At 51.5% G+C, this 16,713-nt stretch carries 15 protein-coding genes; 11 read left to right on the top strand and 4 right to left on the bottom strand.

Features of this window, described 5'->3' with window-relative positions; all coding sequences use genetic code 11:
• Positions 1-169 precede the first annotated feature (169 nt).
• Positions 170-1,285 carry an AI-2E family transporter YdiK gene (gene ydiK, locus KK102_RS03210; RefSeq protein ID WP_216356936.1) on the bottom strand — a complete coding sequence of 372 codons (1,116 nt, stop codon included), beginning with the start codon at positions 1,283-1,285 and terminating at the stop codon, positions 170-172.
• A gap of 200 nt (positions 1,286-1,485) precedes the next feature.
• Between ydiK and ydiJ the strand changes: the two genes are divergently transcribed.
• The 3 genes from ydiJ (at position 1,486) to KK102_RS03195 (ending at position 5,230) form a co-directional block, all read left to right on the top strand.
• Positions 1,486-4,542, top strand: a complete 3,057-nt coding sequence (ydiJ, locus tag KK102_RS03205; RefSeq protein ID WP_216356935.1) for a D-2-hydroxyglutarate dehydrogenase YdiJ — start codon at positions 1,486-1,488, stop codon at positions 4,540-4,542.
• On the top strand, positions 4,539-4,949 hold the full coding sequence (gene menI / locus KK102_RS03200; RefSeq protein ID WP_042715638.1) for a 1,4-dihydroxy-2-naphthoyl-CoA hydrolase: 411 nt from the start codon (positions 4,539-4,541) through the stop codon (positions 4,947-4,949). Before ydiJ ends, menI begins: the two co-directional genes overlap by 4 nt.
• Before the next feature lie 86 nt (positions 4,950-5,035).
• The gene (locus tag KK102_RS03195; protein WP_003857766.1) at positions 5,036-5,230 is read left to right on the top strand and encodes a YdiH family protein; all 195 of its coding nucleotides are present in this window, start codon (positions 5,036-5,038) and stop codon (positions 5,228-5,230) included.
• 46 nt (positions 5,231-5,276) lie between these two features.
• On the opposite strand, the gene KK102_RS03190 is transcribed toward KK102_RS03195, so the two are convergent.
• Together KK102_RS03190 and KK102_RS03185 are read right to left on the bottom strand one after the other, a co-directional pair.
• Positions 5,277-5,918, bottom strand: a complete 642-nt coding sequence (locus tag KK102_RS03190; protein ID WP_126543804.1) for a winged helix-turn-helix transcriptional regulator — start codon at positions 5,916-5,918, stop codon at positions 5,277-5,279.
• Between the two features lie 84 nt (positions 5,919-6,002).
• The gene (locus tag KK102_RS03185; protein WP_032651561.1) at positions 6,003-6,662 is read right to left on the bottom strand and encodes a winged helix-turn-helix transcriptional regulator; all 660 of its coding nucleotides are present in this window, start codon (positions 6,660-6,662) and stop codon (positions 6,003-6,005) included.
• 504 nt (positions 6,663-7,166) lie between these two features.
• Here KK102_RS03185 and KK102_RS03180 point away from each other — a divergent pair.
• The 8 genes from KK102_RS03180 to KK102_RS03145 all read left to right on the top strand — a co-directional run bounded on the left by KK102_RS03180 (position 7,167) and on the right by KK102_RS03145 (position 14,352).
• On the top strand, positions 7,167-7,685 hold the full coding sequence (locus KK102_RS03180; protein WP_126543806.1) for a fimbrial protein: 519 nt from the start codon (positions 7,167-7,169) through the stop codon (positions 7,683-7,685).
• 61 nt (positions 7,686-7,746) lie between these two features.
• A complete protein-coding gene (locus tag KK102_RS03175) occupies positions 7,747-8,424 on the top strand; it encodes a fimbrial biogenesis chaperone (RefSeq protein ID WP_126543807.1) in 678 nt (225 codons plus the stop codon).
• A 40-nt stretch (positions 8,425-8,464) separates the two neighbouring features.
• The gene (locus KK102_RS03170) at positions 8,465-11,005 is read left to right on the top strand and encodes a fimbria/pilus outer membrane usher protein (protein WP_235843652.1); all 2,541 of its coding nucleotides are present in this window, start codon (positions 8,465-8,467) and stop codon (positions 11,003-11,005) included.
• A gap of 8 nt (positions 11,006-11,013) precedes the next feature.
• Positions 11,014-11,937 (top strand): fimbrial protein, encoded by a 924-nt coding sequence (locus KK102_RS03165; protein WP_148102925.1) that lies wholly within the window; start codon positions 11,014-11,016, stop codon positions 11,935-11,937.
• 9 nt (positions 11,938-11,946) lie between these two features.
• Complete coding sequence (locus tag KK102_RS03160; protein ID WP_126543808.1) at positions 11,947-12,456, top strand: fimbrial protein; 510 nt, start codon at positions 11,947-11,949, stop codon at positions 12,454-12,456.
• 12 nt (positions 12,457-12,468) lie between these two features.
• Positions 12,469-12,978: a fimbrial protein gene (locus tag KK102_RS03155; RefSeq protein WP_126543809.1), complete on the top strand. Its 510-nt coding sequence runs from the start codon at positions 12,469-12,471 to the stop codon at positions 12,976-12,978.
• 42 nt (positions 12,979-13,020) lie between these two features.
• Entirely contained in the window at positions 13,021-13,707 is a 687-nt protein-coding gene (locus KK102_RS03150; protein WP_216356934.1) for an EAL domain-containing protein, read from the top strand.
• 3 nt (positions 13,708-13,710) lie between these two features.
• Entirely contained in the window at positions 13,711-14,352 is a 642-nt protein-coding gene (locus tag KK102_RS03145; protein ID WP_126543811.1) for a LuxR C-terminal-related transcriptional regulator, read from the top strand.
• Between the two features lie 66 nt (positions 14,353-14,418).
• On the opposite strand, the gene fdhF is transcribed toward KK102_RS03145, so the two are convergent.
• Positions 14,419-16,569, bottom strand: coding sequence for a formate dehydrogenase subunit alpha (fdhF, locus tag KK102_RS03140; protein ID WP_216356933.1), 2,151 nt, complete (start codon positions 16,567-16,569; stop codon positions 14,419-14,421).
• Between the last annotated feature and the right edge of the window lie 144 nt (positions 16,570-16,713).

Below are 16,713 nucleotides of genomic sequence, written 5' to 3'. Positions count from 1 at the left end.
TTCGTCTCAATAGTTAAAGAGACGTAAAGATTTCTTGAGGTTAGCAGCGGGTTTGCTGCTGAAATAGCGGGTCTGACCAGTGCGTAATGAATAAATACTTTAGCAGCATTAAAGTATTGTGAGGGGGAATGTAGGCCGGGTAAGCGCTAGCGCCACCCGGCAAAGAAACTTAATGCGTGTTCTTCTCTTCCAGCGCTTCCAGTTCGCTCAGGATCGCATCCGGGTTCGTTCCCGGAGGGGGAACTTCATGCACCCAGGCCGAGAAGAGACGCCATGTCACTGCGAGCAGCACCGGGCCAATAAAGAGACCGATCATCCCAAACGCGATTAACCCGCCGATCACGCCTGACAGGATCAGAATCAACGGTAAATCAGCACCCATGCGGATCAGTATCGGGCGAATGACGTTATCCATGGTGCCGACCACGCAGCTCCAGACCAGAAGCACGGTGCCCCAGGTGGTATCGCCCGTCCAGTAGAGCCAAATGATGGAAGGCACCAGTACCAACAATGGTCCCAGTTGCGCAAGACAGGTCATCAGCATGACAACGGTAAAGACGGTGGCGTACGGCACGCCGGAAATGGCCAGGCCGATACCGCCCAGCACCGCCTGCACCAGCGCGGTGACCACCACGCCCAGCGCAACGGCACGGACGGCTTGCGCAGCAAGCAGCACGGCGGCATCGCCGCGTTTACCCGCCAGTCGGGTGGCAAAATGACGCACCCCAAGGGCAACCTGCTCACCGCGCCAGTACAGGAGCGCGCTAAAGACCAGCATCAGCGCACAGTGCATCATAAAGCGGCCAATATGCGCCGCCTGACCGACAAACCAGGTGGTGGTGGTGCCAATATACGGCCGCACTTTCGCGATCAGCGCGCTGCCGCCCATCTCCAGCAGGCTGTGCCAGCCGCTGTAGAGTTTCGCGCCGACCAGCGGAATGCTGTTAAGCCACGCGAGATCCGGCAACGTCAGATCCCCGCTGGTGGCGGCACGGATAACCGGGCCACTGGAGTCGACAAGACTATTTACCAGCAGGGCAATCGGAATAATAAACAGCATGAACAGCAGCAGCGTCATGACCAGCACCGCCAGGCCACGGCGGCCAAACAGCAGTTTCTGCAGCCGTAATAGCAGTGGCCAGGTGGCGACGACAACGGTAGCGGCCCACGCAAAGCCAAGCACGAAGGGTTGAACAATCCACAGACACGCAATAATCATCAGGGCTAAAAACAGCACCGACAGCAAAATTTGCGCAACATCCCTGGGCTGACGAAGATTGACCATAAATGTAACTTTCCTTAAATGAACACCAGCATGGCTGGCGAGAACGTGAATCGCCTTTCTCTAATCATTAGTGATATCGGCGATTTTTGACAGGCGGATTTTGCCCGTAATTCTGCTGAGCGCATAAGAAAAAAATGTGATAAAAAGTTGTGATACAACGCAAACGATTTCCACAACAACTCTAATTAGGGTCGACAGTGATGATCCCACAGATTTCTCAGGCACCTGGCGTCGTTCAGCTGGTGCTTAATTTTTTGCAAGCACTGGAGCAACAGGGTTTTACAGGTGATACCGCCACGAATTATGCCGACAGGCTGACGATGGCGACCGATAACAGTATCTACCAGCTTCTCCCCGATGCCGTCGTTTTTCCACGCTCTACGGCGGATGTGGCGCTGATTGCCCGTCTGGCCTCGCAGGAGCGCTTCACCTCTCTGGTTTTCACCCCGCGCGGCGGCGGTACCGGCACCAACGGGCAGGCGCTGAACCAGGGCATCATCATCGATATGTCCCGCTATATGAACCGCATCATTGAAATCAACCCTGAAGAGGGATGGGTGCGCGTGGAGGCGGGGGTTATCAAAGATCAGCTTAATCAATTCTTAAAACCGTACGGCTACTTTTTTGCGCCGGAACTGTCGACCAGCAACCGGGCGACCATTGGCGGGATGATCAATACCGACGCATCCGGCCAGGGCTCTCTGGTCTACGGTAAAACCTCCGATCACGTGCTGGGCGTGCGCGCGGTACTTCTGGGGGGCGACATCCTTGATACCCAGCCAATGCCGGTCGAGCTGGCCGAGACGCTGGGTAAAGAGAGCACGGCGAGCGGGCGGATTTATCGCACCGTGCTGGAGCGCTGTCGCGATAACCGCCAGCTGATCCTCGACAAATTCCCGAAACTGAACCGCTTCCTGACGGGTTACGATCTGCGTCACGTCTTTAACGACGACCTGACCCAGTTCGATTTAACCCGCGTGCTGACCGGTTCGGAAGGTACGTTGGCGTTTATTACCGAAGCGCGTCTGGATATCACCCGGCTGCCGAAGGTGCGTCGCCTGGTGAACGTTAAATACAACTCCTTCGATTCTGCCCTGCGCAACGCGCCGTTTATGGTGGATGCGCGGGCGTTGTCGGTGGAAACCGTTGACTCAAAAGTGTTGAACCTGGCGAGGGAAGATATCGTCTGGCATTCGGTCAGTGAGCTGATTACCGATGTACCCGACAAAGAGATGCTCGGTCTGAACATCGTTGAGTTCGCCGGCGATGACGCCGAACTGATCGAACGTCAGGTCAGCACGCTGTGCCAGCGGCTGGACGAACTGATTGCACGCGGTGAAGGCGGCGTGATCGGCTGGCAGCTGTGCAACGATCTCTCCGGCATTGAGCGTATCTACGCGATGCGTAAAAAAGCAGTGGGGCTGCTCGGGAATGCGAAAGGGGCCGCGAAGCCGATTCCGTTTGCCGAGGATACCTGCGTGCCACCGGAACATCTGGCGGATTACATCGTTGAATTCCGCGCGCTGCTGGACAGCCACGGCCTGAGCTACGGCATGTTTGGCCACGTGGACGCGGGCGTGCTGCACGTGCGTCCGGCGCTGGATATGTGTGACCCGCAGCAGGAGATCCTGATGAAGGAGATCTCCGACGACGTGGTGGCCTTAACCGCCAAATATGGCGGCCTGCTGTGGGGTGAGCACGGCAAAGGGTTCCGCGCGGAGTACAGCCCGGCGTTCTTCGGGGAGCAACTCTTCGGTGAACTGCGTAAGGTCAAAGCGGCCTTCGACCCGGATAACCGCCTCAATCCCGGTAAGATTTGCCCGCCGGAGGGCGTTGACGCGCCAATGCTGCAGGTGGATGCAGTCAAGCGCGGCACCTATGACCGACAAATCCCGATTGCGGTACGCTCCTCCTGGCGTGGCGCGATGGAGTGCAACGGCAACGGCCTGTGCTTCAACTTCGATGTGAAGAGCCCGATGTGCCCGTCGATGAAAATCACCAGCAACCGTATCCACTCGCCAAAAGGGCGTGCGACGCTGGTGCGCGAGTGGCTGCGACTGCTGGCGGACCGCGGCGTCGACCCGCTCAAGCTTGAGCAAGAATTGCCGGAAAAACGCGCCAGCCTGCGTTCCCTTATCGAACGTACCCGCAACAGCTGGCACGCGAATAAAGGCGAATACGACTTCTCGCATGAAGTGAAAGAGGCCATGTCCGGCTGCCTGGCCTGCAAGGCCTGTTCAACGCAGTGTCCGATCAAAATCGACGTGCCGGAGTTCCGCTCGCGGTTCCTGCAGCTGTACCACACGCGCTATCTGCGACCGATGCGCGACCATCTGGTGGCGACGGTGGAAAGCTACGCCCCGCTGATGGCGCGTGCGCCGAAGACCTTTAACTTCTTTATCAATCAGCCGCTGGTGCGCAAGCTGTCCGAAAAACATATCGGCATGGTGGATCTGCCGCTGCTCTCGACACCGTCGCTGCAACGCCAGCTAGTGGGACACCGCTCGGCAAACATGACGCTGGAACAGCTTGAAGCCCTGAGTGATGCGCAAAAAGCCAACGTGGTGCTGGTGGTGCAGGATCCGTTTACCAGCTACTACGATGCGAAGGTGGTGGCCGATTTTATCCGTCTGGCGGAAAAAGTGGGCTACCAGCCGGTTGTGCTGCCGTTCTCCCCGAATGGCAAGGCGCAGCACATTAAGGGCTTCCTGACCCGTTTTGCGAAGACGGCGCAGAAAACGTCTGACTTCCTGAATCGCGTGGCGCAGCTCGGGATACCCATGGTCGGCGTCGACCCGGCGCTGGTACTGTGCTACCGCGATGAGTACAAGCAGGCGCTGGGCGAAAAACGCGGTGATTTCCACGTTATGCTGGTACACGAGTGGCTGCCTTCAGCGCTACAGCAGACTGCCGCACGTGAGGCCAGCGGTGAGCCCTGGTATCTTTTTGGCCACTGCACTGAAGTCACGGCACTGCCGGGCGCACCAGCCCAGTGGGCCGCTATTTTTGCCCGTTTTGGCGCGAAGCTGGAAAACGTCAGCGTGGGCTGCTGCGGTATGGCAGGTACCTACGGGCACGAAGTGAAAAACCACGCCAATTCGCTTGGGATCTATGAATTATCGTGGCAACAGGCAATGCAGCGTCTACCGCGTAACCGCTGTCTGGCAACGGGGTATTCGTGTCGCAGCCAGGTGAAACGCGTTGAGGGTAACGGCGTTCGCCATCCATTACAGGCTTTGCTGGAGATTATCGGATGATCTGGAAACGTGCGGTGACGCTGCAGGCGTTAAACGCCATGGGCGAGGGAAACATGGTGGGGCTGCTGGACATCCAGTTTACCCGCATTGGCGAGAATGAGCTGGAAGCGACGATGCCCGTCGATAGCCGCACGCATCAGCCGTTCGGTTTGCTGCACGGCGGCGCGTCCGTTGTGCTGGCCGAAACGCTGGGTTCGGTTGCGGGCTATCTTTGTACCGAAGGGGAGCAGAAGGTTGTCGGGCTGGAGGTGAACGCTAACCATATCCGCTCTGTTCGCAGCGGGCGCGTGCGCGGTATTTGCCGCGCGCTGCATGCCGGGAGCCGTCATCAGGTATGGCAGATCGATATTCTCGATGAGCAGGAGCGCCTGTGCTGCTCCTCAAGACTGACGACGGCGGTTGTGTAAAGTTTCATGATGTTTTTGCCTGTGGTCAAAAACTAGCCAGCGCGTTGTGGTATACTGGTCAGGTTTTGTACATAAGCGAGGACATCATGGATACTGAAATAACCCCAACACAGCTGGCAATTGAATATTTACGTCGCGATAAGAGCAACCTGTCTCCGGCGCAGTACCTGAAAAAGCTGAAACAGCTTGAGCTGGAATTTACAGATTTGCTGGCGCTCTCTTCAAACGAGCTGAAAGAAGAGATCTACTTTGCCTGGCGGTTGGGCGTTCACGTCCATTGAGTACGAATGAAAAGGCCGCGTATGCGGCCTTTTTTGTGTCTGGAATTCAGTATTTGGCGGGAAGCTTATTGATTTTTATCAGCCTGCCTTCATCGATTTCAATAAACCCGCCTGTTTTGAGATCGGCCAGAATGCGCATAACGCCGCTGCGGGAGAGGTGGGTTTTATCGCGGATATAGCGTTCAGCGGTTATCGACTTGCGAAAGGTGTCTTCTTCGCGCATCAAATCAATTAACTGACCACGAATAATCTCATAGGCAGAGGGCGCAATTCGATGAAGCATGTTTTTGTAGAGGCGATTGGTAACATGCATAATATGTTGAGATAGAATGTTCCAGAGATTGTGGGTTTCCACAACTTCCCGCGCTTTTTCTACCGAGATAACGCCCGTCAACCCCGGTGTAATGACTTTGCAGTATTCATCAAAAAAGACGTCCGTAACATTGCCTATCCCAAACAAAGCGGGGGCCTGCACGGTGAACAACAGGGTCTCATCATCCCGGCGGTAAGAGGCCACGCTTCCTTCCATAATGAGGTAGCACATGGCCTCACCATTAATTGTATGATCTAAACGCTCCCCGGCTACCGTGGTATGAAAGGATGCAAAAGGCCGCAGATGTACAATTAGTTCACTCGCGAAAGGTGATGAGCGATAACGATCATCTGCGATTTCCTCAAAATCTGGCATAGATAACGACCTTACAGTTTCATTGCATTATCGAAACATTATAGCGCCGACGGGGCTTTCAAGCTCTACCTCAGCAAGGTGTTATCAGTACTTTAACGGTAAATGATTTATCTCCTGTAGAACCCCGCGCTGCATCGTAATGTATCCGCCTGTTCTGAGTTCTGAGAGGATTCGCATGATTCCGCTACGTGAAAGCCATGTGCGGCTCTTAATGTAATTTGCCGCAGTAGTGTGTTCGCGAATGGACTCGGGTTCCTGCATGAGCTCCACGAGCTGAGTGCAGATAATATCGTACGCGGACAGCTGCGATATCATCGCGCAATGCTCGTATACCCGCGAAGCCGAGTACATTAGCAGCCTGGCGAAGTGTTCCCACAAATTGTCATTCGCAATGATCTGATTGAAGCTGGCGAGCGCCAGCATACCAATCTCAGATGTTTCCAACGCCCTGACGTACATATGACCGTTGGTATGCTGGTTACTGACGCCCAAGACAAAGGGAGCCGACTCAGAATTGAGAATAATGCCATCCCCCCGACGGTGCAGCGCAACGCTACCGCTTAACAATAAAAAGCAATAGCGTGCTTCGTCGCGATAATAGTGCATAACCTCACCTTTCTCGATTACCATCCGCTCTGAGAATGGCACCATGTGATTAATGAGTAATTCAATTGCGGAGAAAGGTTTTGTCGCTAAGGCGGAGATCCGCGCCTGAGGGGATAACGTCTCTAGCCTGGTATTCATAGTTAACCTCTGTTTTAACCGGTGCAGTTGAGCATGCGCACATAGCCGCATTATCTAAAACGTTAAGCACCAGGGAAATATACCCTACCGGTCTAAATGTAGACCGTTAAAGTAATAGTTATTATAAGTGCTTGATTTATTTATTGGCGAGTAGCTGGTCTATGTTTGGACTGGTTTTTTATTTGAGTGTAAGAATTTTCTTGGGCTTTGATTCTGTATGTGAAGTTATTAAAAGGTTAATGTTTTCTTTATAGCGTTAAGGTCTACAGTTGGACTGAAAATTAAATTGTCTTTTATCGGGCATTTTAATAAATTTCGTTTCAGCCAGTGAACAGCATTGAAGCTCCTGTCTTGTTTGCAGACGTTGTCTGTTATTTAAAGGGAGAGGGTTCAACGTTATGCTTACGGCACTTTTAAAACCGGCACATATAAATGGTCGAATAAACCATAGGGATGATGTTGCCGAAATGATAGTTATAAATAAAGTTACTAAGGATATAAATCATGAAAAAGACGATTATTGCTGCTGCTTTCGCTGCGACTGCTGCTCTGACCATGTCTAACGCATTCGCTTCTGCTGGTACCGTTAATTTCACCGGCGAAATTATCGATGCAGCGTGCACCGTTGACGCGGGTTCTGTAAACCAGACCGTTGATCTGGGCCGTTACAGCAAATCTGAATTTACCGCTGCTGGCGATAAAACCGCTGCGACTAAATTCTCTATCGTTCTGACCGACTGCCCGGCAACCGTAACAGGTGCAACCATCAAGTTTGACGGTTCTGCGGACCCAGCAAACTCCAACCTGCTGGCTGTAACCGGTGGCGCAACGGGCGTTGCTATTAACCTGATGACGGCTGATAGCCAGGATCTGCCGCTGGCGGGTGTTAACACCCACGTATACAGCCTGACTGAAGCCGTTCCAAACACGCTGGACTTCTTTGCTCAGTACGAAGCAACGTCTTCAACCATCGGCGTAGGCCCAGCAAACGGTGTAGCAAACTTCTCCGTTAGCTACCAGTAATCTTCCTGACCGGAAAAATACATTGGGGCCGGTATACGGCCCTTTTTTATCGAGGTGTAAAATGAATTTTCTTAGCAAAACTTTAATTGCCTGCGCAGTCATTTCAGTAAGCGTGTCCGCCGCCAATGCGGGTGTTATTATTGGCGGAACGCGTGTCGTCTATGATGGCAATAAAAAAGAAGCTTCCATTGATGTTAACAACCCGGATAAGACGCCGTACCTTATTCAGTCATGGGTTGAAACATTAAATGGTGGCGCTGAGAAAGCTCCTTTTATTATTACTCCTCCGTTATACCGACTCGATGGCGGCCAGCAAAACATTGAGCGTGTCGTGGTGACCGGCAACTTAGCACAGGATAAGGAAAGTCTTTACTGGCTAAATATTAAAGCAATACCGTCAGCGCCTAAAAAAGATAATACGCTGCAAATTGCGATCAAAACGCGCATTAAGCTGATTTATCGTCCCGCAGGATTAAAATCTCAGCAGCCGCAGGAGTTGAGTCATCAGTTAACCTGGCGCCGCAATGGAAACCAACTTCAGGTTACCAACCCAACCAGCTATGTCATTAACTTCAATGAAATCAGTCTGGGCGGTAAAAAAATTGAAAATGTTTCGTATGTACTTCCTGGGGAATCAATGAATTTCACGCTGCCTGCTGGCGCTAACTCAACCTCTATTAATTATAAAGTCATTAATGATTATGGGGCGGTGAGTGACGTGCAAAGCGCAAGCTTGTGAAAATAATTGGTTTTGGAATGTCGTTTCCAAGGTGACGTGAATGATGATAGTAAGGGAATATAATAATTTTAAACCTGCGCGATTGGCTTTACTGATTGCATTTGCCCTTGCTGGCTCAATGCAGAATGCTATGGCGCGTGATTACTTCAACCCGGACCTGGTTGAACTCGATAATCCGCAAAATGGAGGCAAAGCCGATCTCGCTGCGTTTGAAGCGGGCTCGCAGGCGCCGGGAACCTATCACGTCGATGTGATGCTGGATAACGAACTCGTTGATACGCGAGATATCGAATTCAAAACCTCAGGTGCTCCCAATGATGAGGGGAAATTAGAACCTTGTCTGACCGTGGAGCAGCTGAAAGAGTGGGGCGTAAAAACCGAGCTTTTCCCGGCGCTGGCAGTGGACAACGAGCGTTGTGCGAACCTGCACGCGATACCTTCCGGAACCACTGAATTCCAGTTTGGCGCACAGCGTCTGCTCATCAGCATTCCGCAGGCGGCGATTTCTCGTCAGGCCCGCGGATACGTTCCGCCAGAACAGTGGGATGACGGAATCACGGCTGCGCTGCTCAACTACAGCCTGAGTGGCGCCAATAACCGCTCGCGCAACGGGAGCAGTGATACCAGCAACACGCAGTACGCTAATTTGCGTCCGGGAATCAACATCGGGCCATGGCGTCTGCGCAACTACACGACCTGGTCACGAGATGAAGATGGCAAGGACAAATGGGATAGCGTCTATACCTACGCTCAGCGCGCGATCGTTCCTCTCAAAGCGCAGATGACGCTCGGGGACAGTACTGCGCCCGCTGATGTCTTTGACAGCATGCCGTTCCGCGGTGCGCAGCTGGCCTCCGATGATGATATGCAACCCGATTCACTCAAAGGGTACGCACCCGTCGTTCGCGGTATCGCGCGTACCAATGCGCAGGTGATTGTTCGCCAGAATGGGTACGAGATTTATCAGACCTACGTTGCGCCTGGTGCCTTCGAGATCACGGATATGTATCCGACAGGGGGAGCAGGCGATCTGCAAGTCACGATAAAAGAGGCTGACGGCAGCATTCAACAATTTACCGTTCCCTTTGCGTCACTGCCTGTACTGCAGCGAGAAGGGCGATTCAAGTACGCCGTCACGGGTGGGCAATATCGTTCCTACAACAGTAGCGTAGATAAAACACCATTTGCGCAAATTACGGGCATCTATGGCTTACCGTATGGCTTAACGGCTTACGGCGGTGGTCAAACGTCGAGCCACTACCAGTCGGTCGCTGCCGGTATGGGCAAGAATATGGGTGACCTCGGGGCGATTTCTGTCGACGTCATTCAGGCATGGTCTACCCCACAAAATCTGCCGAGCGATAGCGGTCAGTCCTGGCGCGCGCGCTACAGTAAAAACTTTGTCGAAACCGGCACTAACTTTGCTATTGCAGGCTATCGCTATTCGACCAAAGGCTTTTACGGTATGCAGGAAGTGCTTGATTCCTATGGCGATAATGGTGTGATGCAAAACAGACGTCGTAACCGTATGGAACTGACGATGAACCAGTCTCTGGGCGGTTCATTAGGTTCGATCATGGTGAGCGCCGTTCGTGAAGATTACTGGAACTCCGGGCGAGCCATGGAGTCCTGGAGTCTGGGGTATAACAATTTCTGGAACGGCATCAGCTACGGCCTGACGTATACCTCCACGCGAAACGGCACGCCAGGCACCTATGGTAACCCTACAAGCTATGACAAAGACCAGATGGTGGCCTTTAACATTAGCGTGCCGCTGGATAAATTCCTGCCGCAGACGTGGGCAAACTATAGCGTCAGTAACAGTAAAAATAGCGGAACGACCCATACGGTCGGCATCAACGGGACCGCGCTGGATAACAATGCCCTGAACTGGAACGTTCAACAGGGGTACGGCAGTGACAATGTCGGATACAGCGGCAACGTGAACGGTGATTACAAGGGTACCTATGGTGAGGTGACGGCCGGATACAGCTACGACCAGAATAATGAGCGTCTGAACTATGGTATTCAGGGCGGCGTCATCGCGCATGCTGACGGCGTAACATTATCGCAACCGCTGGGAGAAACGAACGTTCTGATAAAAGTGCCGGGAGCGAAAGGTCTGACGGTACGAAACCAGACGGGCGCGAAAACGGACTATCGGGGATATACAATGGTAAACAACGTCAACGTCTACCGTAAAAACGATATCGTAATCGATCCAGAAAGCCTGTCCGATGATGTAGAACTGGATCTTACTACCCGGACCGTTGTGCCGACGCGTGGAGCTGTTGTTCGCGCTGAATACACTGCAAACGTTGGTCAGCGCGCATTGTTTACGTTATTGCGCGGTAACGGGCAGCCCATTCCCTTTGGGGCTATTGTCAGCATCAATGGGATTAAAAACAGCGGCTTTATTGTCGGCGATAATGGACAGGTTTATCTCACAGGCTTAGGCGAGAATGTCGACCTTATTGCGCAGTGGGGTGAGGGAAGTGATAAACAGTGTAAAGCCTCATACGTTTTAAAACCTACCGATGTTAAAAATAACATTGCGGTTGTCAGTACTGTCTGTCGATAGGAAAGAAGATGAACACATTTAAATTTTTTTTGCTTTTGCTTTTGACGTTAATATCCGTGGAAAGCTTTGCAGGCTGCACTAACAATATCGCTACGCAAAACTTTAATTTGAATTTTAATACAATAACAGCGCAGCGGGATGTGATGCCGGGAACGGCTGTTGCTACTCAGACGGGTACTTATAATGTGAATTTTACATGTACTGATTCCAGTAATACCTATCAAGAAGCGGTAAACGGTTCTTCTCTGGGAGATAGCCTCTATGATATAGGTGTGAGCGGGTATGGCTTGCGTATTTCAGAAAATGATACAGGCGGCGGTTTCCACCACTACTTTCCTATGGGGTTTAATCTTGGCAGCTATAGTGCATCTTATATGTATAAAATTGAGTTGGTCAGGACATCTGGTACTGCCGCATCCGGCGCACTTCGCACTGGACAAGTTGCCAATGTGTCAGTGGTAAACCAATTTTTTGTTGCGACATGGAACATCACCGGTGGAAACATCAATACTTTGGCATGTAGCCTTAAAACAGGGACACTTACTTTCCCTATAGGGAATATTCCAGTTGCGAATTTTGGTTCGGCAGTAGGAACAACGCCAGTCATCGCACAAGCCAGTCAAGACCTTGGGTTAACATGCGATCCCGGCGCAAATATTAATATTTCTTTAAGTGGCCCGCAAAATCCTGATGTGTCCGATAGCAGCGTTTTAGCTTTATCAGGTCAGGGGGGGAATGGGGTTGCAAAGGGAATTGGTGTACAGCTTTTATATAATAGTGTTCCGCTTAACCTTAATGGAAAAGTTTTCCTGAAACAGTCTGTTGGTGGTAACGAATCATTTCATATTGTTGCTCGTTATTATCAGACGAAATCAGCTGTTTCTCCCGGAACAGCAAACGCAACAGCAACGTTGAACATTACCTACCAATAAGGGGGGAATATGAATATTAAATTTTTAGTCCTGAGCTTGTCAGCATTGATACCGATTTTGTCTTATTCAGCAGATACGGTAAATATTAACGTGACAGGGAACATCGTGGCATCACCCTGTATTGTCAACGGAGGAGCAAACAGCCTTAATGTTGATTTAGGTAATATACAGGCAACAGCACTCGCAGCTCCTGACTCATCATCTACTACAGTACCGTTTACACTGACAGTCACCAACTGCCCAACAGGCACCAGTACTGTCCGAGCAGATATAGGGGGGGCTGCATCACATGATGCGCCTAATCTTTATGAGAATTCAGGTACGGCAGGGAATGTTTATGTTGTTTTGTATAATGGCGTGACGGGTGATTATTTAGGTCCTGGTTCTGTAGAATTTTTACCAGTGCAGAGCGACCGTACAGCTTCGATGGCACTTAAAGTTGGCGCATATTCTCTTTATGGCAATACGACGCCTGGTTCGATAAATTCGGCTATCATTGTTACAATGAGTTATCAGTGAAAGTAAAATTATATGAATACTAAACTTTTTTTATTTTCCTTCGTACTGAGTTCAGCCCCTTTAATTACCTGCGCTGATACCACTATCAATGTTACCGGCCAGGTCATTGCCAGCCCGTGTGTCGTTGACACGGGCACCGTTTCTAAAGTGGTCAATCTGGGGGAAGATACAAAGCAGAATCTCATTAATGCCGGTGATGGGGGCGTTTGGTCTGACTTTGATCTGCTGGTGCAAAGCTGTCCTGCAGGCACCAGCAGCGTAACGGCCAAATTTACCGGTAATGCCGATACGCAAGATCCCACGGCATGGAAAAACAGCGGAACCAGCAACAATGTTGCATTACGTATCGCCAGCAGAGATCATGCGACATCATATAGCGTAAACAGCACAATGCAGGTGAATGTCGATAGCAGCACGCGCAGCTCAACATTTCCGCTGTCAGCGAGAATGTTTACGCCGCAAGGAAATTCCACTGCCGGAACGTTCCAGTCAGTAATGAACGTTGATTTTACCTATCAATAACGGCTGAAATATCTATTTTAAAATTATTAGTTTGAGACTTTCATGTTGATTAATTCCTTGCTTGAGCATGCTATATGTGGTGTTCGGTTCCAGCCTATCTATTCTTTACAGGAAAAAAAGATAAAGGCATGGGAGATGCTAAGTTTCTTACGCCAGGGAATCGACTGCGAAACATTTTTTGAAAAGATGTCGTTAAATGCTATCTTTCGTTTATTACGCTGGCAGTTGCGTATAACTTCACTGTGTGCAGAGAGTGAAGTCTATTTTATTAATGTGCCTGCAAAATTACTGTGCCGTTCGGCTTTGATTGATGAAGTATTGCCCAGCCTGCATTCTGGTATTGTTATTGAAGTACAAGATCCCTGTAATTTTATAGCATTGACAAAAGAAGAGCAGGAGGTTTTTTGCTTAACGCGCCAGAAAATAAAAAGCACAGGTGCACAGATATGGCTGGATGATATCAAAAGTGAACATTTGTCACTGCTGGGTGAACGCATTTGTTTATTTGACGGTGTCAAGGTAGATAAAATGAGCCTATGGGAAAACAGAGGTTCCCTATGGGTATTAAAGTCAATGATTGCCTACTGCTCTTTGATGGTAGAACAGGTGCTTATAGAAGGCATCGAAGATAACGAACTACTTGCTTTGGCTCAGGGTACAGGATGCAATTTAATGCAGGGATTTCTTTGGCCTGAAAAAAGGTTGAATATCGATTATACCTCGGTCTGATAAATGATAAATGTTTTAATTAAAGAAGATGATTTTTTATATCACCATAGCCTCAGGTCATTTATTGGCGATTTTTTTAAAAATGAATATGCGAAAGATGTCAATTTTCTCAAGGGCTATGTAGCGGAGAATATTGCTCGGGCGGCAATTATCGTTTATGCGTTCAGCAAGGGTGAACATTATACCTGTTTCCCGGAGTTAAAATGTACGCGTAAATGCGTCATGATTGGTATTACCGAAGCGGAAGAGCCGTCATCATCGTTTTTACCGTTCTGCATTCAGCAGACTTTTTTTGTATCCCGCTCAGCGTCACTCTATCTGTTGAAAAGGGTATTCCGCCAGGCATGGGGGGCATACAGTGCGTCAGTTATCCCTGACTTTTTAAAAGCCTGTGAAAGCTGTAAGCATAAAACCTTATCACAGCGCGAACTCAATATTATGGCCGGTCTTTACAAGGGTGAATCCATCAAAAACATAGCCGAGGAAATGATGCTCACGCCAAAGACAATCTATGCCCATAAGTATGCCGTTATGCATAAGTACAACCTGAGCAGTGAACACGAGTTGCTTGAGCTCCTGAACCGCTTACTGGAAAAACGCTGTAACCCCAATTTGTTTCGCGAAGCATTAGAGCAGTTTCGTTAGTGTTTACCCGGCTCCAAAAGCACTTATCCTTGGGCCGGGTAGACCAGAAGCTACAGGGTTTTTTCCTTAGACATTCACCGCGCTAATCAGCCGCGACTTCATGGACTGGTAGGCCGACGCCGCAAAGTCCTCGGCCCAGCGCTGGTCCTCAATCGCCTCCAGCTGCACCGCGCAATACTTCGTTTCCGGCGTTTTGGATACGGGGTCGAGGTTATCCTGGGTCAGCTCGTTGCAGGCGCCAATCCACCACTGATAGGTCATGTAGACGGCTCCGGCGTTGATGCGTTCGCTGATGCTGGCGCGGGTTATCACTTTACCCCGGCGTGAACGTACCCAGACCAGCTGGCCGTCTGCAATTCCCAGTCTATGGGCATCAGCAGGGTTCATCTGGACGCGTCCAGGCTCGTCGGCCAGGCTTTGCAGCGCCGCGCAGTTTCCGGTCATGGAGCGACAGGAGTAGTGTCCCACCTCGCGTACCGTGCACAGCACCAGCGGGTAATCCTCATCCGGGGTTTCCGCTGGGGCGCGCCAGGCGGCGGCAAAAAGTTGCCCTTTGCCCGTTGGAGTGTCGAACTGATTGTCCTTGTACAGGTAGGGCGTGCCGGGGTGATCGAGCGTCGGGCACGGCCACTGAACATGGCCCATCTCGCCCATTTTTGCGTAGGTCACGCCGTAGAACAGCGGGCACAGTTCGCGCATTTCGTCCCAGATCTGCTGGTTGTCGTCGTAATGCATCGGGTAGCCCATCTCCGTCGCCAGCAGGCTAATGATCTCCCAGTCTCGCTTCACGTTGCCGCTGGCCTCAATGGCTTTCCCGAAACGCTGGAAGCCGCGATCGGCGCAGGTAAAGACGCCGCCGTGTTCACCCCATGATGTGGCCGGTAACAGCACGTCCGCCACTTCCGCCGTTTTGGTCATAAAGATGTCCTGAACCACCACAAAATCGAGCGCGTCGAAACCGCGACGGACCAGGCCGAGATCGGCTTCTGTCTGAAGCGGATCTTCCCCCATGATGTAATACGCTTTGACCTTACCCTCCAGCGCAAGATGCGGCACCTCGGTGATGCGCGTCCCGACGCGATCGTCCATTCTGTTGACGTCTATCTTCCACGCATCGGCAAATTTCTGTCTGACTGCCGGGTCCGTTACCTCCTGATAGCCGGGGAACATATTGGGTAGAACGCCCATGTCACACGCGCCCTGAACGTTGTTTTGCCCGCGCACCGGGCCAACGCCGACCGCCGGACGGCCCAGGTTGCCCGTCAGCAGCGCCAGGCTGGAAAGGCCTTTCACCACATCGACCGCCTGACCAAACTGGGTAACACCCATCCCCCACATTACCGTCGCTGACGGTGCCGCCGCGAACGTGCGCATTGCCTGACGCACTTCGCGCGCGGGGATGCCCGTCAGATGCTCCACGCGCTCTGGCGCGTAATCTTTGACGATCTGTCGGTACGCCTCCAGCCCTTTCGTAAAACGTGCGACGTAGTTTTTGTCGTACAGCTCCTCTTCCAGCAGCACATAGCCAAAGGCATTCACCAGCGCCATGTTGCTGCCGTTTTTCAGCTGAAGATGCTGATCGGCAATGCGTGCCGTTTCAATGCGACGCGGATCGCAGACGATGATCTTCGCGCCATTCTCACGCGCTTTCAGCACGCGTCGGGCGACGATAGGGTGAGAGTCTGCGCAGTTATAGCCGAACACCAGCAGGCATTTTGAGTTTTCAATGTCGTTGATCGAGTTACTCATGGCGCCGTTACCGAGCGTCTCCTGCAAACCGGCAACCGAAGGGCCATGGCAGACGCGCGCGCAGCAATCAACGTTGTTGGTATTAAGCACGGCACGGGCAAATTTCTGCATGACATAGTTGGTCTCATTACCCGTTCCTCGCGAGGAGCCGGTGGTCATGATTGACCGTGGACCGAACTGTTCTTTGATGCTCTTGAGCCTGTGGGCGGTATAGCGAATGGCCTCTTCCCAGGTGACAGGGGTGAACGCCTCTCCTTTGTGGTAGCGGATCATGGGCTGCGTCAGGCGGGGGGTGAGCAGGCGGGTGTCGTTAAGGAAATCCCAGCCGTAGAATCCTTTCAGGCAAAGCGTGCCCTGATTGGTGACGCCGTCTGCTGCTTCGGCTCGGATAATACGGTTATTTTCAACGACGAGGTTAAGTTTGCAGCCTGCACCGCAGTACGGGCAGACGCTGGCGATTTTTTTCATCAATAACAGACCTGTTAAGAAATGAAGCAATGTTTAACTGGAAAGCCCAGTCCCTAATTGGGCTTAAGCAGGAACCATGCCACATTGCTTGTGCTTGATTTACAGGATGTTATTGACGAGCGGCGTGTCATCGTCAGGCTGTTC

The organism is Enterobacter quasimori (assembly GCF_018597345.1).
GTDB classification, from domain to species: domain Bacteria; phylum Pseudomonadota; class Gammaproteobacteria; order Enterobacterales; family Enterobacteriaceae; genus Enterobacter; species Enterobacter mori.
This window is presented reverse-complemented; position numbering and strand designations above follow the sequence as displayed.